This is a genomic window from Blastococcus atacamensis (assembly GCF_002938425.1).
Classification (GTDB): domain Bacteria; phylum Actinomycetota; class Actinomycetes; order Mycobacteriales; family Geodermatophilaceae; genus Blastococcus; species Blastococcus atacamensis.
This window is the reverse complement of record NZ_POQU01000068.1, coordinates 1-20538: the sequence shown is the minus strand read 5'-3', so window position 1 is coordinate 20538 and position 20538 is coordinate 1. Positions and strand designations below refer to the sequence as shown.

Here is a 20538-nt window from a genome sequence, read left to right as displayed (position 1 = left end):
TTTATAATTATCATTTTTGACTATTCTTATGTTTTTTTTTTTCAGTATTTCTGTGATCTAGATTTTTTTCCATTTGTTGTTTGTTGGTAGAGCAACCACCTAGATATACGCCATCCTCTTCGTCGGCAGCGTCAGATGTGTATAAGAGCCACGGTCGGCGGGGTGCACCCATGGTTCCTCTACGTGGCCCTGCCGCCGGGCGCCGTCCTCGGCCTGCTCTACGCGATCGGCATCGGCCGCCCGCCGCGCTGACGCACGGAGCGGACGATCCGGTCGGGCCGGATCCGCACGACGGCGGCCCCGCCCAGCCAGCGCCGCAGCATCCCGGTCGGGTCCTCCACCTGGACCGCCGTGCCGTCGGACCGGCGCACCAGCAGATCGGCCGTCAGCTCGACCTCGCCGTCGCCCAGGACGTCGTCGAGCCGGCACGGTCGGCCGTCGACCAGTACCTGGGGCTGCGGCACGAGCGCGCCCGCGAGCCGGCGGCCGGCCCGGCCGCGCCGCTCCACCAGCGGACCGCGGCGCAGCGGTGGCGTGCGGCTGTCGGTGGCCAGCCGTGCGACGGCGGGGAGACGGCGGACCGCGGCGAGCACGCCCCGCCGGACGACGGCGCCGCCGCGCCCGCCGCCGGTCATCAACGCGCCGAGCAGCAGCGCGACCCGGATCAGCGCCCGGGCGTGCGGCTCGCGCTCGGCCTGGTGGGTGTCCAGCAGCTCGTCGGGCGCCGTCCCGTCCAGGACTGCGGCGAGCTTCCAGGCGAGCTGGTGAACGTCACGCAGGCCCAGACCCAGGCCCTGGCCGACGAACGGGGGGCTGAGGTGCGCGGCGTCGCCGGCCAGCAGCACCCGCCCCGCCCGCCAGCGGTCGGCCACCTGCGCGCGGTAGGTGTACTCGACGGCCCGCAGGAGCTCGACGTCGCCGAGGCCGCCCAGCAGGCCGGACAACCGGGCCGGCGCGGTCAGGTCGGCCGCCGTCTCCCCGGGCAGCAGGCGGAACTCCCAGCGGTACCGGTCGCCGGTCACCGGCATGAACGTCGAGGCGCGGTACGGATCGCACACCTGGTGCACGCCGGGCCACAGGTCCAGCGGCCGGTCGGCGCGGACGTCGAGCACCAACCAGCGGTCGGCCGGGCCCAGGTCGCGCATCCGGGCACCGATCAGGTCGCGCACCGTGCTGCCGGCGCCGTCGCAGCCGAGCACCGCGGCCGCCCGGACGGACCGGTCCTCCCCCGTCGTCCGGTCCCGGGCTCGCACGGTCACCGGCCCGTCGCGGCCGTCCAGCCCGGTGACCTCCACGCCCCGGCGGACCGCCACCCGCGGCATGGCGGCCACCGCCTCGGCCAGCACCGCCTCCAGGTCGGGCTGGTGCACGAAGGAGCCCTGCGGCCAGCCGTTCGTGCCGGCGTCCGGCGCACGGCGGAACTCCGCGAGCACCCGGTGCCCGCCGTCGAGAAGCCGGAGTCCCGCCATCGGCCGGGTCGACGGGGCCAGCGCACCGGCCACGCCGGCGTCCTGCAGCACCCGGAACACCTCGTCGTCCAGGTGCACCGCCCGCGGCAGCGGATAGGGCTCCCGGTGCCGCTCCAGGACGACGACGTCGAGGCCGCGCCGGGCCAGCAGCAGGGCCGCGGTCAGGCCGACCGGACCGGCTCCGACGACGACCACGGGGCTGCCGGACACCGGGCCAGTCTGCGGCACCGGCGCTGCGCGGCGGCGACGCGCCCCAGATCTTGACGCACCCACCCCGCCTCAGCAGTCTGTGAGCCGGGGCACACAGGTGTGGCCCGCACCCGCGACGAGGCGGGCCTAGGGAGAGGAATCCGGTTGAAGACCAAGGGCGCGATCTTGTGGGGCGTGGGCGAGGAATGGTCGATCGAGGAGATCGAGCTGGGTGATCCGCGCACGGGCGAGGTGCAGGTCCAGCTCGCCGCCTCCGGGCTGTGCCACAGCGACGAGCACCTGGTCACCGGCGGCACCCCGGTCGCCTCCTATCCCGTGATCGGCGGGCACGAGGGCGCCGGCGTCGTCACCAAGGTCGGCCCGGGGGTGACCGGGCTCAAGGAGGGCGACCACGTCGTCACGGCGTTCATCCCCGCCTGCGGCCAGTGCCCGCCCTGTTCGCGCGGGCAGCAGAACCTCTGCGACCTGGGCGCCAACCTGCTGGCCGGCACGTCGATCTCCGACGGCAGCTACCGCATCCAGGCCAAGGGCAAGGACGTCATCCCGATGTGCCTGCTCGGCACGTTCTCGCCCTACATCACGGTGCACCAGGCGTCGGTGGTGAGGATCGAGCCCGACATCCCGCTGGAGATCGCGGCGCTCGTCGGCTGCGGCGTCACCACCGGCTGGGGCTCGGCGACCAAGGTGGCCGACGTGCGCCCGGGCGAGAACGTGGTCGTCATGGGGGCCGGCGGCGTGGGCATGAACGCCGTCCAGGGTGCGGCCGCGGCCGGCGCGAAGCGCGTGATGGTCATCGACCCCGTCGCCGCCAAGCGGGAGTGGGCGACGGACCTGGGCGCCACGCACACCTTCGCGAGCATGGAGGAAGCGGCCCCGGCCATCAACGAGCTCACCTGGGGCCGGATGGCGGAGAAGACGATCATCACCGTCGGCGACATCCAGGGCGAGGACATCGCCGCGGCGCTCAGCGTGACCGGCAAGGGCGGCCGCGCCGTCGTCACCGGCATGGGCAACTACGCCAACGTCGACGTGAAGCTCAGCCTCTTCGAGCTGACCCTGCTGCAGAAGGACCTGCAGGGCGCCATCTTCGGCGGCCTCGCGCCGCGCAACGCCATCCCGGAGCTGCTCTCCCTGTACCAGGAGGGGCAGCTCAAGCTCGACGAGCTCGTGACCACGCGGTACTCCCTGGAAGACGTCAACCAGGGCTACCAGGACATGCGCGACGGCAAGAACATCCGCGGGATGATCGTCTACACCGACGCCGACCGCTGAGCGATGACACCGTCCCCCGGGGAGCGCACCGATCCGCTCCCCGGGGGAGCCTCCGGCCCGCCCTCGTCGGACTACCGTCAGTGCAGGAGACGGGTCAGCGCCGGTCCCAGGTCGGTGAGCGAGCGCACGGCGGCCACCGAGCCTCCGCCACGCGCGGCCAGGGCCCGGGACGCCGTGAGCGCCTCCCCCTCCTCGCCGCCGGCGGGCAGCGGGCAGAGCACGTCGAGCCGGTCGATGCCGCCGAGCGCCGACTCCGCCGGGTCACCCGCCGTCGACAGGCAGTCCGACAGCAGCACCACGATGCGTTCGTCGGCATGCGCCGCGGAACGCAGCTGACCCGACGCGGCCCGGAGCGCCGCCGCCACGTCGGTCCGCCCGTGCCCGCGCAGCCCGACCAGGGCGAGCACCAGGTCCTCGGCCGCCCGGTGCCGGCCGTGCTGCTGCAGCACCTCCACCCGGTCGGAGAAGGCCAGCACGCTGGTGCCCAGCCGCTCCCCGGCCGCGAGGACGACGCCGGCCGCCGCCACCGCCGCGATCGCCACCCCCAGCCCGCTCATGGACCCCGACCGGTCCACGGCGAGGCAGACCGCCCGCCGCGACCCGGTCCACCGCCGGGCCACCACGTCCTCGGGTGCCGGCGGCCACGGCCCGCTCCAGCGGTCCAGCGTCCGCTCCAGGTCGAGGTCGCCGTCCCCGCCGCGCGCCGGGGCCAGCCGCCGCGTCCCGCGGACGCGGGCAGCTCCGACCCGGCCCACCTGCACGAACACCCGGGCCGCCAGCCGGCGCGCGGCCGAGCGCAGCTCCCGGTCCGTGGCGAGGGCCAGGTCGGCCAGCAGCGCGGCCGCCGCGTCCGGGTCCTCGCCCATCAGCGCCGCGAACGCCTCCTCGTCGAGCTCCCCCACCTCCGGAGAGACCTCGTCGAAGGAAGGGTGCCTCAGCTGGAGTTCTCGTCGCGCGGTCTGCCGCGGGCCGCGCCGACCCGGCTGCCGCCGGTCGTCCGTGCTGTCCGGGCCCGCCGCCTCAGACGGCAGGCCCCCCGCTTTTCCCTGGCCGTCCCCGGTGGGCGGGGGAACCGGTCCCGGTGGCCCGTCCTGGGCCGGGACGTCGACGGGCCAGGACGCCTCCAGGATCTCGTCGAGCACCGCCTCGGGGGTGCGCTCCACGCCCTCGGTCACCCGGATCCGGCCCGAGAGCGCCGCGTGCAGCGCGTCCCGCGTCGCCTCGCGGGCGCCGGGGGCCTCCAGGCGATCCAACCCGCGCAGCCGCAGCAGCCCGTCGAGCAGCAGCACCAGGTCGATCGCCCCTCGGACCGAGGACCCGGTGCGCAGGTCGCGGTGCGCCCGGGTCGCCCGCACCAGCGCGACGGCGAGCTCCACCTGCCGGGGGTCCCCTCCAGTGACCGCCGTGACGATCTCCCGCTCGGCCTGCTCGTCCTGGTAGCCGAGCACGACCCGGCACATGCGGTCGGCGATCGCCTGCCCGACCCGCGCGGTGCCGATCGCGTCGAACGGGTTCATCGCGGCGATGAGCCGGAACCCGGCCGTCGCCCGCACCGTGCCCAGGCGGGGAACGGCGATCTCGCCCTCGGTGAGCACCGTGATGAGGACGTTGAGCGTCTCCTCGGGGATCCGGTTGAGCTCCTCGAGGTACAGCAGCCCCGAGCCGCGCATCGCGGTGAGCAGCGGGCCGTCGATGAAGCTGCCGGACACGTAGCCCTCGGCCATCACCGCGGCCGGGTCGTAGGAGCCGACCAGCCGCGCCGGGGTCAGCTCCGCGTTGCCCTCGACGAAGACGACGTCGTGCCCGGTGTCGGCGGCGACGGCGCGCAGCAACGTCGACTTGCCCGTCCCGGGCGGCCCCTCGAGGACGACGTGCCGGTGGGTCCCGAGCGCGACCGTCAGCACCTCGCGCTCGCGCCGCAGCCCGACGACGGGGCCGGGCAGCGCGCGATCGTCGCTCACCGGGCTCCTCTCTCCGGACGATGCCGCCGAGTCTGCCCCGCCCGCAGCCGGTCGGGAAGTCGCCGGCTGGTCAGCGCCGCCCATCACGTCGGCGGGATCGCGTCCTCGGGAGCGGAGCTGTCCTCCTCCTCGCCGAAGCGGCTGAACTCGATGGTGCTGGTCGAGTCGCCGTCGTCGGGGGCGTCGGCCGCGGCGCGGGGGACCTCGTCCCCCGTCCTGCCCTCCAGCGGGCTGCTGCCGCAGGCGCTCAGGAGCAGGGCCGCGGCGGTGACGGCCGGTCGCGTCGGTGAGCTGACGGAGGCGCATGGGGTCCTCCGGACGACCGGGTGTCCAGGGAACCTACGTCCGGCCGGGCCGCGTGGCCCGGCCGGACGCGCGGTGGATCAGCCCCCGAGGGTGGTGAGGTCCACCGGGTTCGGCGGGGCGGCGATCGAGGTCTGCTCGCCGAAGCCGCTGAACTCGACCGTGGCCGGGGCGTCGCCCTTGTCCTCGATCAGCAGGGGGAACGGCTCGGCGTCGTCGTCGCGCGCGGTGAAGGTGCTGCCGTCGTCCTGCGTCACGACGACGACCTTCTCGCCGTCGAGCTCGTCGGTGGTCACCTCGCCCTTCACCGAGTCGCCGCCGGCGGAGCGCAGCTCCTGCACCAAACCGGACAGGGTCAGGGTCGAGAAGGACTCGGCCGCCTCGGGCGGCATGAGCACCCACTGCCCCTCGAGCTGGCCGGCGAACTCGGCGGGCATGCCGAAGGACGACCAGAAGTCGCCCGGCGCCTGGACGTAGGCCTGGCCGCCGACGGAGATCAGCTGGACGGCGACACCATCCATCGTGATGCTGCCGGAGACGTCGTCGCCCTGGAGCTGGAGGTCCAGCTCCTGCATGGAGCCGTTCTCCTCGATCGAGCCGACGACGTGGGCCGCCCCGGACTCCTCGAGCGCGGTGAAGGAGGCGTCGACGATCTCGGAGGCCTCCTTCTGGCTGAGCTCGCTGCCGCTCTCGCTCGACGAGGAGGCCGCCGAGCCCGAGTCCGAGCCGGACTCGTCGGAGCCACCGCAGCCGGCCAGCAGGAGGGCCGCCGCCCCGACCAGGGCGAGTCGTCGCATACGCATGGAAATCCGTCCGTCGTGGTGCCGGCCCGCCGACGTGGCGGTCCGATCGCGTCGATCCTCCCCCGCTGCATGCCATCCGCCCACCGCGGAGCGGCATGTCCGTCACACGCGCCCCGGGGTCACCTCCGGTGCGGCACCAGCGGCCGGACGGCGCCGGCCGCCGCGGCGTCCAGCGGGACGGCGGTGCTCAGCACTGCCGGGCCGAGGCGGAGCACGCCGTCGGACCGCGCGGCGCAGCGGATCCCCGCGCGGCCGCGCAGCCCCCGGTGCGCGCCGGGGGCCAGCACCACGTCCATCCACGCGCAGGGGTTGGCCGGCCGTCCCCCGCGGAGCAGCACGGCCCCCTCCCCGCAGTCCAGTGCGAAGTCCTGCCCGCGCAGGGCCTCGACCTCGGCGCCGCGGAGCACCACGTTGCGCCGGGTCAGCAGGGGGTCCCACGGGCCGGCGGCGAGTTCCGCGGCCAGCGCCTCCAGGGACTCCGCCGCGAACACGGTCACCTGCGCGTCGCGGTGCGCGGACCTGCCGGCGTAGCGGTCGCCGACGATGCCGTGACCGGCGCGCACCTCCAGGCGCTCGCGCCGATCGGTGCCCTGCTCCGGCGTCGTCGTCCCGGGCCGGCCGTCGTACCGGTGCTCCGGCGAGGCGAGCAGGCCCACGACCTCGACGTCGTAGCGGTGGGGCAGCTCGTTCAGCGCTCGGCCGTCCGGTGGATGGGCCCGTCGGTCCCGGCCAGCCGCTCGCCCGTGCCGCCCCACCGGCCCGCGATGATCTCGGCCGCGATCGACACCGCCGTCTCCTCCGGTGTCCGGGCGCCCAGGTCCAGGCCGATCGGCGAGGACAGCCGGCCGATCTCCTCGGCGGACAGCCCGGCCTCGCGCAGCCGCGCCAGCCGTTCGTCGTGGGTGCGCCGCGAGCCCATGGCGCCGACGTAGGCCACGGGCGTCCGCAGCGCCACCTCCAGCAGCGGGACGTCGAACTTCGGGTCGTGGGTGAGCACGCACAGCACGGTGCGCTCGTCGATGCGCCCCGCGGCCACCTCGGCCTGCAGGTAGCGGTGCGGCCACTCGACGACCACCTCGTGCGCCTCGGGGAAGCGCTTCGGCGTCGCGAACACCGGCCGCGCGTCGCACACCGTGACCCGGTAACCGAGGAAGGCGCCCACCCGGGCCACGGCGGCGGCGAAGTCGATGGCGCCGAACACGACCATGCGGGCCGCCGGGGCGAAGGAGTTGACGAACAGGGTCAGGTCGTCACCGCGCCGCTCGCCGTCGTGGCCGACGTGCAGCATGCCGGTGCGGCCGGCGGCGAGCATGCCGCGGGCGTCGGCGGCGACGGCGTCGTCCAGCCGCACGGAGCCCAGTGTCCCCGCGGCCCGGTCGGGCCAGAGCACCAGCCGCCGGCCCAGCCGGTCGTCCGGCCCGGCGACCACCGTGACGACGGCGACCGGCTCGTGCCGCCCCACCGAGGCCGCGACCTCCCCCAGCTCGGGGAACGACTCACGGGAGATGCGTTCCACGAACACGTCCAGGATGCCGCCGCAGGTCAGCCCCACGGCGAAGGCGTCGTCGTCGCTGACGCCGTAGCGGCGCAGGGTCGGCTCGCCGGTCTCGACGGCGTCCTTGGCCTCCTCGTAGACCGCGCCCTCCACGCAGCCGCCGGAGACGCTGCCGACGGCGCTGCCGTCCGGGCCGACCATCATCGAGGCCCCCGCCGGCCGCGGCGCCGAGCGCCAGGTGGCCACCACCGTGCCCATCCCGACGGTCTCCCCCGCCTGCCACCAGCCCACGAGCTCGTCCAGCACGTCACGCATTCGAGATCACCTCCGCGAGCCGCTCGAAAGCGGCCATGCTGTGCCCGGCGACGAAGTGGTCGACCGACGGCAGTGCCGCCTGCATCCCACCGGTGAGCGGCTCGTACCCCTCCCGGCCCTTGTGCGGGTTCACCCAGACCACTGCGTGCGCCAGCCGCCGCAGCCGGACCATCTGCTCGCCCAGCAGCGCCGCGTCCCCACGCTCCCAGCCGTCGCTGCACAGCACCACCACGGCACCGCGGGCCGTGCCGCGCTGGCCCCAGCGGTCGAGGAACGCCTTGAGCACCTCGCCGAGCCGCGTCCCACCCGACCAGTCCGGGATCGCCCGGCCGCTCGCCTCCAGCGCCCGGTCGGCGTCCCGCCGGCGCAGCTCGCGGGTCAGCCGGGTCAGCCGGGTGCCGATCGTGAAGACCTCCGTCGAGGCCGGCCGGGTCCGCACGGCCGCGTGCGCGAACCGCAGCAGCGCGTCGGCGTAGGGCGTCATCGACCCGGAGACGTCGACCAGCAGCACGACCCGCCGCGGCCGAGGGCGGGCGCGGCGGTGCACCAGCCGGCTCACCTCGCCGCCGTCGCGCAGCGCCCGGCGAACCGTCCGGGCGGGGTGCACCGCGCCGCGGGGGGACGGGCGCCGCCGCCGGGCCGGCCGCATGGGGGCCGCGGGGACCAGGAGCCCGAACAGCCGGCGCAGGTGCTCCCGCTCGGCCGGCGTCAGCCCTCCGACGTCCCGGTGGCGCAGGACCTCGTCGGCGCTGGCCCGGGCGGCTAGGTCGGGCGCGTCGGCGTCGTCGCCGCCCTCGCCCGTGCCCGCGTCCAGCGGCGCGGAGACGGCGAGGCGCGGTGGCACGGACGCCGTCGCCCGCGATCCCCGCGGTCGCTCGCCGGAGAAGAAGGCCGCGAAGGCGGCGTCGTAGCGGTCGAGGTCGTCGGGGCCGCCGCAGAGGGTGAGCCGGCCGGCCCAGTAGACGTCGGAGGAGTCCAGCACCCGCAGGTGCGCCAGCGCCGCGAGCAGCGCCTCGACCCGGTCCGGGGAGGCGGGCACGCCCGCGTGCCGCAGCGTCCGCGCGAAAGCGAGCAGTGTGTCCACGACGTCCCGCCCCCCTGAGGCATGGGAAGCGAAACGTGCGTCCTGGGCGCCGCGAAGGGGGGTAACGCTTCCCATGCCTGGGGAGTCAGACACTGAACGCCGCCGTGCCCAGCGCCTGCACCCGCTCGGTGTCCTCGCGGTACTTCAGGACGGCGCCCAACGTGCGGGCGGCCAGATCGGGGTCGAGCTCGCGGGCGCCGAGCGTGTGCAGCGCGGTGGCCCAGTCCATCGCCTCCGCGACGCCGGGCGGCTTGAGCAGGTCCAGGGTGCGCAGCGTCGCCGTCGCCCGGGCCACCTGACGGGCCAGGCCTTCGGTGACGTCGGGCAGCCGGCGGCGCAGGATCGCCACCTCCCGGTCGAAGTCGGGGTGGGCCAGCCAGTGGTAGAGGCAGCGCCGCTTCAGCGCGTCGTGCACCTCGCGGGTCCGGTTGGAGGTGAGCACGACCAGCGGCGGGGTCTGCGCGCGGATCGTGCCCAGCTCGGGGATGGAGATCGTGAAGTCCGACAGGACCTCCAGCAGGAATGCCTCGAACTCGTCGTCGGCGCGGTCGACCTCGTCGACGAGGAGCACGCTCGGCGAGTCCTCCAGCGCCCGCAGCAGCGGCCGGGCCAGCAGGAAGCGGCGGTCGTAGAGCGAGGCCTCGAGTGCGTCGGTGTCCCCGCCGGTGTGCGTGGCCTCGGCGGCGCGCAGGTGCAGCAGCTGGCGGCCGAAGTCCCAGTCGTAGAGCGCCTGGGACGCCTCCAGGCCCTCGTAGCACTGCAGCCGGTGCAGCGGCCGGCCGGTGATCTCGGCCAGCGCGTGCGCGAGCGCGGTCTTCCCGACGCCGGCCTCGCCCTCCAGGAACAGCGGCCGGTGCATGGCCAGCGCCAGGTAGGCGGCGGTGGCCAGCCCGTCGTCGGGGAGGTAGCCGGTGTCCTCCAGGGCGGCGGCCAGCGCGGCAGGGCTCCCGAGGGGCTGCACCGTGCGGTCGGTCACACCGGGCAGCATGGCACCCGGATCGTCCCGGCGTCCCCCGGGCGGGCGGCCGGGCACCCCGGCGGGAGACGATGGACCCATGCCGACCGCCGACACCGACGCGCCCGCGCTCGGCGACGACCTGCGGGCCTTCGTCGACGCATCGCCCTCGCCCTCGCACGCCGTCGCCGAGCTGGCCCGCCGTCTCACCGCCGCCGGCTTCACCGAGCTGGCCGAGACCGACTCCTGGGCGCCCGCGCCCGGCGGCCGGCACTTCGTCGTCCGGCACGGCAGCCTGATCGCCTTCCGGGTCGGCACCGGCTCACCCGCGGAGACGGGCATGCGGCTGGTCGGCGCACACACCGACTCCCCCACCTTCAAGGTCCGGCCGCACTCCGACGTCCGGCAGGCCGGGTACCGGCTCGTGGGCGTGGAGCCCTACGGTGGCGGGCTCTGGCACACCTGGCTCGACCGCGAGCTCACCGTCGCCGGGCGGCTGGTGCTCCGTGGGGGGACGACGGCGCTGGTGCGGCTGCCCGGGGCGCCGCTCCGGCTGCCGTCCCTGGCCATCCACCTCGACCGCTCGGTGCGGGAGGGGCTGACGCTGGACCCGCAGCAGCACCTCGTGCCGGTGTGGGACCGCGACCTGGGCAGCGAGCCCGGCCTGGTGGAGGCACTGGCCGCCGAGGTCGGCGTCGGAGCCGGTGACGTCGTGGGCCACGACCTCGTGCTCGCCGACACCCAGCCGGCGGCCCGCGCCGGTGCCGACGGCACCTGGATCGCCGCACCGCGGCTGGACAACCAGGCGTGCTGCCACTCGGGGCTGCTGGCACTGCTGGCCGCCCCGGCCGGGGCGCGCACGCAGGCACTCGTCTGCAACGACCACGAGGAGGTCGGCAGCGGGTCGATGTCCGGGGCGCGCGGCAGCTTCCTCGAGGACGTGGTCCAGCGGCTGGCCACCGCCGGCGACCCGGGTGATCCGCAGGCCGTGCACCGGGCGCTGGCCCGGTCGGTGCTGGTCTCGGCCGACATGGCGCACGCGGTGCACCCCACGCGCTCGGAGCGGCACGAGCCCGCGCACCGGCCGCAGCTGGGCGGGGGCCCGGTGCTCAAGGTCAACGCCAACCAGGCCTACGCCACGGACGCGGCGTCCGGCGGCTGGTTCACCGAGCGGTGCGAGGAGGCCGGCGTTCCGGTGCAGACGTTCGTCACTCGCGCCGACCTGCCCTGCGGCAGCACCATCGGCCCGCTGACGGCGACCCGGCTGGGCGTCCCGACGGTCGACGTCGGCGCGCCGATGCTCGCGATGCACTCGTGCCGGGAGCTCGCCTCGGCGCTCGACGTCCCGCTGATGATCGGCGCACTCACCGCCTGCCTGGCGGACTGAGCCCGCACACGCGAACGGCGGCCGGCCGAAGGTGAACTCGGTCGGCCGCCGTTCGGTGTCGCCCCCTGAGCGGGGGCTGGTCCTCAGACGCGCCGGTCGTTGTCCGTGGCGCCGTCGACCTCGATCTCCTCCTTGCGGAGGGTCTCGTTCACCTGCGCCTGCTCGGTGACGGTCTCGGTGTCCAGGCGGACGCGCTCGACCGGGACGGCCTCCTTGGCGACCACGGGACGCTCGGCGTGCAGCGTGACCTCGTGCTCCTCCTCGGAGATGGCCGGGCCGTCGAGGGCGTTGCCGACGTTGGCGTCGGTGATGGGCTCGCGCTCGACGCGGACCTCTTCGCGGGTCACGGGAACGGTCTCGGTGACGTTCTCGCTCACGACGTACTTGCGCAGCCGGGCGCGGCCGATCTCCTCCTCGCGGGTGCCCACGCTGAGGTGCTCCTCGGACCGCGTCATCGCGCTGTCCGTGGTGGGGCCGGAGGTGTCGTGGCCGACGGTGCCGGGGTGGTCGGTCATGCCGGTGCCGGCCATGCCGGTCGTCGTCTCGGACTGCATGCCGGTCGTCGTCTCGGACTGCATGCCGGCCGTCGTCTCGGACTGCATGCCGGTGTCGGTGCCACCGCCGAGGCCGTAGTAGCGGTAGAGCTCCTGCTCCTCCTGCGGCGAGAGGTGCCCGTCGGTGTCGATCTTCGGGGCGTCCTTCACGCGAGCCTTGCTCACCGGTACGCGGACGCCGTTGTCGGTCAGGTCGGCGTTCCGGATCGGGACGAAGGACTCCTTGGTGCCGAACAGGCCGGTGCGAACCGTGACCCACTCCGGCTGGCCGGTCTCGTCGTCCAGGTAGACCTCCGAAGCAGAGCCGATCTTCTCGCCGGCCTCGTCGTAGACGTCCTGGCCGATCACACGGCTGATGGTGTCGGTACCGATCATCGTGGTGGTGCTCCTGTCTGAGCTCGGGTCGTGTCCGTCACACGAATGGGTGACCGGGATGATCGACTCGAAACGAACGGGCGATTCGGACTCCGCCCGGAATTGCCCGTCATCAGCGGTAACGGACATTCTCGGCGGCCGAATCTAATCCGCCATTCGCGTTTTCGCGCAGGTCACGGGCCAATAGGTGGCGCGCCATCTGATCGTCCGTTGGACGGCGCAACCGCGGGAGATCCCGTGACGCTGCGTAGTCCGGCACTGTGCGGGCGTGTCGGCACGGATCGGTCCGTCCGCCGGTCGGCGCGTCGCCGACGCGTGCGCGGCCCCGGTGCTCAGCATGTACGGGTGCCTCCCCGCTCCCCCTACGACAACCTCGTCCACCCGCGCACGGTCAAGAAGCCGGTGCCGCAGGTGGAGGCGGAGAAGGACCTCGTCGTCGAGGACCCCAGCTCGGGCTTCGTCGGCGCGGTGGTGCGCTGCGAGAAGGACGTCGTCCACCTCGAGGACCGCTTCGGGCGCGTCCGCGGCTACCCGCTGGGGCCCGGTTTCTGGGTGGACGGGCGCCCGGTCGTGCTGGTTCGCCCGAAGCACGCCGTCGCGGCGGCGCCCACCCGCAGCGCCTCGGGCTCCACGTACGTGGCCAACGCCCGGGCCCGGGTGGCACGGGAGGGCCGCATCTACGTCGAGGGAAAGCACGACGCCGAGCTCGTGGAGAAGGTCTGGGGCCACGACCTGCGGATCGAGGGCGTCGTCGTCGAGCCACTGCACGGCGTGGACGACCTGCCCGCCATCGTGCGCGACTTCCGCCCGGCGTCCGGCCGGCGGCTCGGGGTGCTCGTCGACCACCTGGTCACGGGGTCCAAGGAGTCCCGGATCGCCGACCAGATCACCGGCGACCACGCGCTGGTCGTCGGCCACCCGTTCATCGACATCTGGCAGGCCGTCAAGCCCTCCGTCGTCGGCATCAAGGCGTGGCCGACCGTGCCGAAGGGCGAGGACTGGAAGACCGGCGTCTGCAAGCGCCTCGGCTGGGAGGACGACACCGGCTACGTCTGGGCGCAGCGCATCCTCGCGCGGGTGCGCACCTGGACCGATCTCGAGCCCACGCTCATCGGCCGGGTGGAAGAGCTCATCGACTTCGTCACGACGGAGTAGGGCCTCGCAACGCAACCACGGCAGGGGCCCCGCGGCACGGGGGCCGGAGGCCTCCTGCCGCGAGGCACGCAGCGGCTCAGCTGCACCCGGGGACGGCTCTCGCCGGCGGTCCTGGCGCGGAGCGTCAGGGAATGTAGTTGAACCGGTCGGGGTCGGGGCCCGTGCGCTCGCCGCGGTCCAACCCGGTCAGCATCGCCAGGTCGCCGGTCTCGAGCTCGAAGTCGAACAGCGCGAAGTTCTCGGCCATCCGCTCGCGCGAGGAGGACTTGGGGAAGACGACGTCGCCGCGCTCGATGTGCCAGCGCAGGACCACCTGGGCCGGCGTCCGGCCGAGGCGCTCGGCGATCGCGACGATCGCCGGGTCGTCCAGCACCTTGCCCTGCGCGATGGGCGACCAGGCCTCGGTGATGATCTCGTGCTCACCGTTGAACGCGCGGAGGTCGTCCTGGGCGAGGAAGGGATGCACCTCGATCTGGTTCACCGCGGGCTTGATCTCGGTCTCGTCGAACAGCCGGCGCAGGTGGTGGGCCTGGAAGTTCGAGACGCCGATGGCCTTGCAGCGGCCGCCGGCGTAGATCTCCTCCAGGGCCTTCCAGGTCTCGACGAAGTCGACGTCGATGCCCGGCAGCGGCCAGTGGATGAGGAACAGGTCGAGGTAGTCGAAGCCCAGGTCGGCGAGGGTCTGGTCGAAGGCGCGCAGGGCGTCGTCGCGACGGTGGAAGCCGTTGTTCAGCTTGCTGGTCACGAAGATCTCGCCGCGGTCGATGCCCGACCGCGCGACGGCCTCACCGACGCCCTTCTCGTTGCCGTACATCTCGGCGGTGTCGATGTGCCGGTAGCCGACCTCGAGGGCGGTCGTCACGGTCTCCGCGGTCTTCTCCGGCGGAACCTGGTAGACGCCGAACCCGAGCTGCGGGATCTCGACTCCGTTGTTCAGGGTGATGGTGGGCACTGCTGCAGCCACGGGCATTCCTTCCGATCGGGGTTCGTGGGGCCGACGCGCGAAAGGTCGTGCGCCATCGACCCGTGGACCGCCTACCCGGTGGTGCGGTCCTCAACCAACGGCGCGGGCGCGCGGCGCTCACCGATCAGGGCCGATCCGCCGAGCGCGAGCAGACCGGCGACCGCGGCCGCACCGGCCGGGACGGCGAACGCCGCCTCCGCACCCCAGGCGTCCACCGCCGCGCCCGCTCCGGCCGACCCCGCGGTGACGCCCAGCGTGAGCCCGGTGATCGTCCAGGCCAGCGACTCGGTCAGGACCCCCGGCGCGACGCGGGACTCGACCAGCGACGTCCCGGACACCAGCACCGGCGCGATGGTGAGCCCGGCCAGGAAGCCGCAGCCGACGAGCACCGGCAGGGAGCCCACCCCCCACAGCAGCTGCGCGGCCAGGCCGAAGGCCACCGCCGTGCCGACGAAGCGGACGGCCAGCGTCCCGGGCAGCTTCGCGAGGCCGTAGACCAGCCCGGCCAGCAGGCTACCGAAGGCGAAGACGGCCAGGACCAGGCCGGACAGGGCGTGCGCCCCCTCCTCTTCAGCGAAGCCGACCACGACGACGTCGATCGCGCCGAACACGGTGCCCACCGCGACGTAGGTGACGACGACGACCAGCAGCGTCGGCGTCAGCACCGAGCGCCGCCGCTTCGGGGCACCCGGGTCGACGGGGTGCAGGGGCGGCTCGGTGGCGTGCTGGGCCGCCAACCACAGTCCACCGGCCACCCCGAGCACGATGCCGGTGAGGAAACCGACCGGCGGCGCGATCAGGGTCGCCAACAGCGTCACCAGCGGCGGCCCGAGCACGAACACCACCTCGTCGGCCACCGCCTCGAAGGCGTACGCGGTCTGCCGGCCCGTCGGGTCCAGCACCGCGGACCAGCGCGCCCGCACCAGCGAACCGATGTTGGGACTGCTGAACCCGGTGGCCGCGGCCAGGAGGAACCAGCTCCAGCGCGGGGTCCCGCCCACGACGGCGGCGACGAACGCGGTGCCGGTCAGCAGGAACGCGGCCATGGCCACCCGCAGCACCGCCGCCTGCCCCCGCCGGTCCATCGCCCGCGCCCACAGCGGACCGGCCACGGCGTAGGAGAGCGCCAGCGCCCCGGAGACCGCACCGGCCACTCCATAGCTGCCGGTCTCGCCCTCGACCAGGAGCACTGCGCCCAGCCCCAGCATCGGAGCCGGGAACCGGCCGACCCAGGCGGCGAGGGAGAACGACGCGGCACCGGGAACGGCGAACAGGCGGAGGTAGGGGCCCAAGAGGGTGCGGGGTGACACGGGGTTCTTCTCGCGCTTCCTGGCCACAGGCGAGTGCGGGTGATTCGTCCGCCGGTCTCTCGGGTGGCGGAGGGAGCCTAGCCGCGACCGGAGGACCGGCACCGCCGCATTCCTCGGGCCACGCGGCTACATTCGGCCCGTGACCAGTGACCCCCTCCCCGACCCCCGGGTGCGCCTGGCCCAGGCGCCGGCCCCGGGCAGCGGTGGGCTGGTCGACCGCTACGGCCGCGTCGCCACCGACCTGCGGGTCTCGCTGACCGACCGCTGCAACCTGCGCTGCACCTACTGCATGCCGCCCGAGGGGCTGGACTGGCTGCCCAAGGTGGAGGTCCTCACCGACGACGAGATCGTCCGCCTGGTGCGCGTCGGGGTCGAGCACCTGGGCATCCGCGAGGTGCGCTTCACCGGTGGTGAGCCCCTGCTCCGGCCGGGCCTGGTGGGCATCGTCGCGGCGGCCACCGCGCTGCACCCTCGCCCCGAGGTCAGCCTGACCACGAACGCGATCGGGCTCGCGCGCGTCGCGCCGGCGCTGGCCGATGCCGGCCTGGACCGCATCAACGTCAGCCTCGACACGCTCGACCGCGACCGCTTCAAGCAGCTCACCCACCGCGACCGGCTCGACGACGTCATCGCCGGCCTGGCCGCCGCCCAGCGCGCCGGGCTGACGCCGGTGAAGGTCAACGCCGTCCTCATGCGGGGGATGAACGAGGACGACGCCGTCCCGCTGCTGGACTTCTGCCTGGAGCAGGGCTACCAGCTGCGCTTCATCGAGCAGATGCCGCTGGATGCGCACCATGCGTGGACCCGGGGCGAGATGGTCACCGCCGAGGACATCCTGGAGCGGCTCTCGGCCGCGCACACGCTGACGCCGGACACCGAGGCGCGCGGTTCGGCGCCGGCCGAGCGCTGGCTGGTCGACGGCGGCCCTGGCACCGTCGGGGTCATCGCCTCGGTGACCCGCTCGTTCTGCGGGACCTGCGACCGGACCCGCCTCACCGCCGACGGGCAGATCCGCAACTGCCTGTTCGCCCGCGAGGAGTCCGACCTGCGCACCGCGATGCGGGAGGGCGCCACCGACCAGGAGATCGCCGACCGCTGGCGGATCGCCACCCTCGGCAAGCTGCCCGGCCACGGCATCGACGACCCGAGCTTCCTGCAGCCGTCCCGCCCGATGTCGGCGATCGGTGGCTGACGTGCCCACCCGCCCCACCACCCCAGCGGTGTCCGCCCAGCCCGTCACCGTGCGGTACTTCGCCGGCGCCCGCGCCGCCTCCGGCGTCGACACCGAGAGCCGCGTGGCCGGCACGCTCGAGGAGCTGGTCGGCCAGATCGTGGCCGATCACGGCGATCGGCTGGAGCGGGTGCTCACCGCGTGCTCGTTCCTCGTCGACGGCACCACCACCCGCGACCGGGCGCTGGCGCTGTCCCCCGGAGCGGTGGTCGACGTGCTCCCGCCCTTCGCCGGAGGCTGACAGCTCCGGGAGCATCGCAGCGAGGAACGAGCGAGGAGCGGACCGGAGCGCGGAAGCCGACCGGGTGACGGAGGCTGACAGCTCCGGGAGCATCGCAGCGAGGAACGAGCGAGGAGCGGACCGGAGCGCGGAAGCCGACCGGGTGACGGCGGCCGAGAAGCGACAGGATGGGTGCATGACGATCTTCGACAAGGCGAAGGCCAAGGCCGAGGAACTGCTCGGCCGCGCCGAGGAGCTGTACGGGCAGTCGCACGGCGACGCCGCGGCCACGGTCGCCGGCGAGGCGCACGTGCAGAAGGCCGAGGCCGAGGAGGAGACGCTCGCGCACGGCGAGCACCTGCCGGGCGAGGACGGGACCGCGGCGGCGCGCTAGCCGGTCGGGCCGTCCAGCCGGATGGCCACGAGGGCGACGTCGTCCTCGGGCCGTCCGCTCACCAGGCGGTCGATCAGCTCGTCGCACAGCTCGGGCAGCGGGCGCGACGCCAGCTCGGTGACGGCGGTGCGCAGCTGCTCCATGCCGTCGTCCAGGTCGGCGTCGCGCCGCTCGATCAGCCCGTCGGTGACCAGGAGGACCGTCGAGCCGGGTGCCAGCGCGAGGACCGACTCGGTGCGGACGGCGTCCGTGCCCGAGCCGAGCAGCCGTTCCCCGCGCCAGGGCCCCACCTGCTGCACGACGCCGGAGGGATCGACGACCAGCAGCGGCAGGTGCCCGGCGTTCGACCAGCACAACCGGCTGCCACCGTCGGCGCAACGCTCGAACCGGGCCACCGCGGCCGTGGCGTAGGTGCCCACCTCCAACTGGGTCATCGCGGCGTCCAGACCTCGCAGCACCTCCGCGGGCCCGGCGTCGCTGTAGGCGGCGATGCCCCGCAGCAGCGCGCGGATCTGGCCCATCGCGGCGGCCGCCTCCGTGTCGTGCCCCACCACGTCCCCGATGACGAGCACGGTGGCCCCGCCGGGCTGGGGGAACGAGTCGTACCAGTCGCCACCGACCCGGGCCGCTTCGGCGGCCGGGGTGTAGCGGACGACGACCTCGGCCCCCTCGGGTCGCACCGGAGGGCTGAGCAGCCGGCGCTGGAGCCCCTCGGCGAGCTGCTTGTGCTGGTCGAACAGCCAGGCGTTGTGCAGGGCCAGACCCACGCGGTCGGCGATCTCGCGTGCGGTCAGCAGGTCCTGCTCCGACGGCGGGCGCCCGCTCTCCGAGAGCAGCGTCAGTGCTCCCACCACGCGGGCGTTGCCGAGCAGCGGCAGGGTGGTGATCGACGGCGGGCCCATGAGGCGGAACGTCGCCTGCGTGTCGGGGTCGGTCAGCCCGTCGTGGGCCTCCTGCCCCGATACGACCACCGTCTCCCCCCGCAGGGCCCGGAGCACGGGGGCGTCCGCCGACAGCGAGGACAGCCGGCGCTCGGCGTACTCGGCGAGCACGCCCCGCTTGTCCGGGTCGACGTGCCAGGAGCCGGCATCCCGGGGGCGACCGCTGTCGTCGAGGACGGTGAGCAGGCAGCCGTCCCCGAGCTCGGGCGTCAGCAGCCGGGGGATGCGACGGATGGCATCGGCGACGTCCAGCGTGCCGGTGATCTCGGCCCCCACCCGGGCGAGCATCGCCAGCCGGTTCTGCGCGGCCCGGCGCTCGGTGGTGTCGCTGAAGTACAGCGCCAGCCCGGTGTCCACGGGCACGGCGTACGCCTCGAACCAGGCGTTGAGAGGGTCGGGGTAGAACGCCTCGATCAGCTGGGGCTCGCGCGCCTCCATCGCGTGGCGGTAGACCCGGCCGAACTCGTTGTCGACGTTGGCGGGGAACGCCTCGAAGAAGTCGACGCCGATGAGCTCGGCCGGCGTCTTGCCCACGACGGCGGAGCCGGCGGGGTTGAGGTGGGTGACCACCCAGTCGAATCGGATGGCCATGAACCCGACCGGCATGGCCTGCAGCAGCGGATCGAGGGGCAGGGGCACTGGTGACCTCCCCTGCGGAACCGTGCCGTGGCACGGCGGACGAGGCCCCTCTCCTGGAGCGTGCGCAGCCTACGTCACCGGGTGGCCGGCTCGGCGCCGGCGACACCGTGCGGGACGCGTGGCGAGGGGGATAATGGACGGCATGGTTCCGGCGCACGTCGCCGACGTCGCACCGTGGCGGGACTGGACGGCCGCCGCGGACGATGCCCTGCGCTTCCTGCACGCGCACGTGGGATGGGACCTGTGGATGGTGACCCGCCTCGTCGGCGACCAGCAGGTGGTCCTCCGGGTCTGGCCCGACCACCGGGTCCGGCCGGGAACCCAGGTGCCCTGGGCCGGCAGCCTCTGCCGGCAGATGGTCGAGGGCAACGCGCCCCGGATGGCCACGGTGACCGCGATCGTGCCGGCGTACGCGTCGTACGCCCGCCAGCCCCTCGGCACGGTGGCCGCCTACGTCGGCGTCCCGCTGCTGAACCGCGACCTGGAGCTCTTCGGCACGCTCTGCGGCGTCTCCTCCCGGGCGAAGCCCCGCAGCGCCACCCGGGAGCTGACCGTGATCGAGGCGGCGGGCCGCACGCTGAGCACCCTGCTGGCGGCCGGCATGGAGCCTCCCGCGCCGCCGAGTTCCGAGAACCAGGGCTGAGCGCGCCGCCGCGGCCGCGTGACGGCAGGATCGCACTCGACGACGGAGGAGGTCCGGTGCGGGCGGAGCAGATCAGCGGGCCGGTGGCCCACCACGGCGAGGGACCGGTCTGGTCGGAGGGCTGGGGTGGGCTCCGCTTCGTGGACATGCTCGCCGGCGACGTCCTCACGCTGTCCGAGGACGGCGGAGCACGGCGGCTGCACGTGGGTGACGTCGCGGCAGCGATGCGCCCACGGCGCGGTGGCGGCGCCGTGATCGCCGTCGAACGCGGGTTCGCGCTGGAGGGGCCGGACGGGTCCGTCACACCCCTGGCTCCCGTCTGGGTGGACGGCGGCATCCGCATGAACGAGGGGGGCTGCGACCCCGACGGCCGTTTCTGGTGCGGGTCCATGGCATACGACCAGACGGCCGGCGCCGCCTCGATGTACCGGCTGGACCCCGACGGCAGCGTGCGCCAGGTGTTCGGCGACCTCACCGTCTCCAACGGCCTGGAGTGGAGCCCGGACGGGACACTGGCCTACTACGCCGACACGCCCACCCACCGGGTCGACGTCTTCGACTACGACAGGGACTCCGGGCTCACCGGGCGGCGCCCGTTCGTCCAGCTGCCCGGCGAGGAGAACCCCGACGGCCTGACGGTGGACTCCGAGGGCGGGGTGTGGGTGGCCCTCTACGGGGGCTGTCTCTTAATACACATCTGTCTCTTATACACCTCTCACGCTGCCGACGAAGAAGATAGTGTAGCCGTCGGTGGTCGCCGTCAAAAAAAAAAAATGACAATTCTACGACTGGTCATATAGAGAACACAATGCTAAACTGAATACTACAAACACATAGTACAATATAAGATCAGCACAA

The 20538-nt window shown here is 73.9% G+C and carries 19 protein-coding genes; 8 read left to right on the top strand and 11 right to left on the bottom strand.

Going from position 1 to position 20538, the window contains the following annotated elements; all coding sequences use genetic code 11:
- Window positions 1–218: 218 nt before the first annotated feature.
- Window positions 219–1679, bottom strand: a complete 1461-nt coding sequence (locus C5508_RS14815; RefSeq protein ID WP_104525709.1) for a bifunctional 3-(3-hydroxy-phenyl)propionate/3-hydroxycinnamic acid hydroxylase — start codon at window positions 1677–1679, stop codon at window positions 219–221.
- A 144-nt stretch (window positions 1680–1823) separates the two neighbouring features.
- Between C5508_RS14815 and C5508_RS14810 the strand changes: the two genes are divergently transcribed.
- Window positions 1824–2951, top strand: coding sequence for an NDMA-dependent alcohol dehydrogenase (locus tag C5508_RS14810; RefSeq protein WP_104525708.1), 1128 nt, complete (start codon window positions 1824–1826; stop codon window positions 2949–2951).
- 77 nt (window positions 2952–3028) lie between these two features.
- Here C5508_RS14810 and C5508_RS14805 read toward each other — a convergent pair whose 3' ends face one another.
- The 6 genes from C5508_RS14805 to C5508_RS14780 all read right to left on the bottom strand — a co-directional run bounded on the left by C5508_RS14805 (window position 3029) and on the right by C5508_RS14780 (window position 9888).
- Window positions 3029–4912, bottom strand: a complete 1884-nt coding sequence (locus tag C5508_RS14805; RefSeq protein ID WP_232797158.1) for an AAA family ATPase — start codon at window positions 4910–4912, stop codon at window positions 3029–3031.
- A gap of 383 nt (window positions 4913–5295) precedes the next feature.
- Window positions 5296–6018: a hypothetical protein gene (locus C5508_RS14800; protein ID WP_157944107.1), complete on the bottom strand. Its 723-nt coding sequence runs from the start codon at window positions 6016–6018 to the stop codon at window positions 5296–5298.
- A 119-nt stretch (window positions 6019–6137) separates the two neighbouring features.
- Entirely contained in the window at window positions 6138–6674 is a 537-nt protein-coding gene (locus tag C5508_RS14795) for an MOSC domain-containing protein (protein ID WP_232797157.1), read from the bottom strand.
- Between the two features lie 32 nt (window positions 6675–6706).
- On the bottom strand, window positions 6707–7828 hold the full coding sequence (locus tag C5508_RS14790) for an XdhC family protein (protein WP_104525705.1): 1122 nt from the start codon (window positions 7826–7828) through the stop codon (window positions 6707–6709).
- Window positions 7821–8912 carry a vWA domain-containing protein gene (locus tag C5508_RS14785; protein WP_232797156.1) on the bottom strand — a complete coding sequence of 364 codons (1092 nt, stop codon included), beginning with the start codon at window positions 8910–8912 and terminating at the stop codon, window positions 7821–7823. The genes C5508_RS14790 and C5508_RS14785 overlap by 8 nt, the downstream gene beginning before the upstream one ends.
- Window positions 8913–8997: 85 nt before the next feature.
- Window positions 8998–9888, bottom strand: a complete 891-nt coding sequence (locus C5508_RS14780; protein ID WP_232797155.1) for an AAA family ATPase — start codon at window positions 9886–9888, stop codon at window positions 8998–9000.
- Between the two features lie 79 nt (window positions 9889–9967).
- On the opposite strand from C5508_RS14780, the gene C5508_RS14775 reads away from it, so the two are divergent.
- A complete protein-coding gene (locus tag C5508_RS14775; RefSeq protein WP_104525703.1) occupies window positions 9968–11254 on the top strand; it encodes a M18 family aminopeptidase in 1287 nt (428 codons plus the stop codon).
- 83 nt (window positions 11255–11337) lie between these two features.
- Here C5508_RS14775 and C5508_RS14770 read toward each other — a convergent pair whose 3' ends face one another.
- Window positions 11338–12183: a DUF2382 domain-containing protein gene (locus C5508_RS14770; RefSeq protein WP_104525702.1), complete on the bottom strand. Its 846-nt coding sequence runs from the start codon at window positions 12181–12183 to the stop codon at window positions 11338–11340.
- Between the two features lie 345 nt (window positions 12184–12528).
- Here C5508_RS14770 and C5508_RS14765 point away from each other — a divergent pair, with 345 nt between their 5' ends.
- The gene (locus C5508_RS14765) at window positions 12529–13338 is read left to right on the top strand and encodes a DUF3097 domain-containing protein (protein WP_104525701.1); all 810 of its coding nucleotides are present in this window, start codon (window positions 12529–12531) and stop codon (window positions 13336–13338) included.
- A 124-nt stretch (window positions 13339–13462) separates the two neighbouring features.
- On the opposite strand, the gene C5508_RS14760 is transcribed toward C5508_RS14765, so the two are convergent.
- The gene (locus C5508_RS14760) at window positions 13463–14302 is read right to left on the bottom strand and encodes an aldo/keto reductase (protein WP_232797154.1); all 840 of its coding nucleotides are present in this window, start codon (window positions 14300–14302) and stop codon (window positions 13463–13465) included.
- 71 nt (window positions 14303–14373) lie between these two features.
- Window positions 14374–15612 carry an MFS transporter gene (locus tag C5508_RS14755; RefSeq protein WP_104525714.1) on the bottom strand — a complete coding sequence of 413 codons (1239 nt, stop codon included), beginning with the start codon at window positions 15610–15612 and terminating at the stop codon, window positions 14374–14376.
- A gap of 139 nt (window positions 15613–15751) precedes the next feature.
- On the opposite strand from C5508_RS14755, the gene moaA reads away from it, so the two are divergent.
- The 3 genes from moaA (at window position 15752) to C5508_RS14735 (ending at window position 17457) form a co-directional block, all read left to right on the top strand.
- Complete coding sequence (gene moaA, locus C5508_RS14750) at window positions 15752–16804, top strand: GTP 3',8-cyclase MoaA (RefSeq protein ID WP_198598100.1); 1053 nt, start codon at window positions 15752–15754, stop codon at window positions 16802–16804.
- 1 nt (window position 16805) lies between these two features.
- Window positions 16806–17084, top strand: a complete 279-nt coding sequence (locus C5508_RS14745) for a MoaD/ThiS family protein (protein WP_232797153.1) — start codon at window positions 16806–16808, stop codon at window positions 17082–17084.
- Window positions 17085–17259: 175 nt separating this feature from the next.
- Window positions 17260–17457 carry a hypothetical protein gene (locus C5508_RS14735; RefSeq protein WP_104525699.1) on the top strand — a complete coding sequence of 66 codons (198 nt, stop codon included), beginning with the start codon at window positions 17260–17262 and terminating at the stop codon, window positions 17455–17457.
- On the opposite strand, the gene C5508_RS14730 is transcribed toward C5508_RS14735, so the two are convergent.
- Complete coding sequence (locus C5508_RS14730; protein WP_232797152.1) at window positions 17454–19037, bottom strand: SpoIIE family protein phosphatase; 1584 nt, start codon at window positions 19035–19037, stop codon at window positions 17454–17456. The two genes, C5508_RS14735 and C5508_RS14730, sit on opposite strands and share 4 nt — an antisense overlap.
- 142 nt (window positions 19038–19179) lie before the next feature.
- Here C5508_RS14730 and C5508_RS14725 point away from each other — a divergent pair, with 142 nt between their 5' ends.
- Both C5508_RS14725 and C5508_RS14720 read left to right on the top strand, forming a co-directional pair.
- Window positions 19180–19680: a histidine kinase gene (locus C5508_RS14725; RefSeq protein ID WP_104525710.1), complete on the top strand. Its 501-nt coding sequence runs from the start codon at window positions 19180–19182 to the stop codon at window positions 19678–19680.
- Between the two features lie 56 nt (window positions 19681–19736).
- Complete coding sequence (locus C5508_RS14720; RefSeq protein WP_104525698.1) at window positions 19737–20480, top strand: SMP-30/gluconolactonase/LRE family protein; 744 nt, start codon at window positions 19737–19739, stop codon at window positions 20478–20480.
- Window positions 20481–20538 lie beyond the last annotated feature (58 nt).

Coding starts and splice junctions, on each gene's coding strand:
- C5508_RS14800 (WP_157944107.1), bottom strand. CDS start 6,018: ATGCGTATGCGACGACTCGCCCTGGTCGGGGCGGCGGCCCTCCTGCTG.
- C5508_RS14790 (WP_104525705.1), bottom strand. CDS start 7,828: ATGCGTGACGTGCTGGACGAGCTCGTGGGCTGGTGGCAGGCGGGGGAG.
- C5508_RS14775 (WP_104525703.1), top strand. CDS start 9,968: ATGCCGACCGCCGACACCGACGCGCCCGCGCTCGGCGACGACCTGCGG.
- C5508_RS14770 (WP_104525702.1), bottom strand. CDS start 12,183: ATGATCGGTACCGACACCATCAGCCGTGTGATCGGCCAGGACGTCTAC.
- C5508_RS14735 (WP_104525699.1), top strand. CDS start 17,260: ATGACGATCTTCGACAAGGCGAAGGCCAAGGCCGAGGAACTGCTCGGC.
- C5508_RS14725 (WP_104525710.1), top strand. CDS start 19,180: ATGGTTCCGGCGCACGTCGCCGACGTCGCACCGTGGCGGGACTGGACG.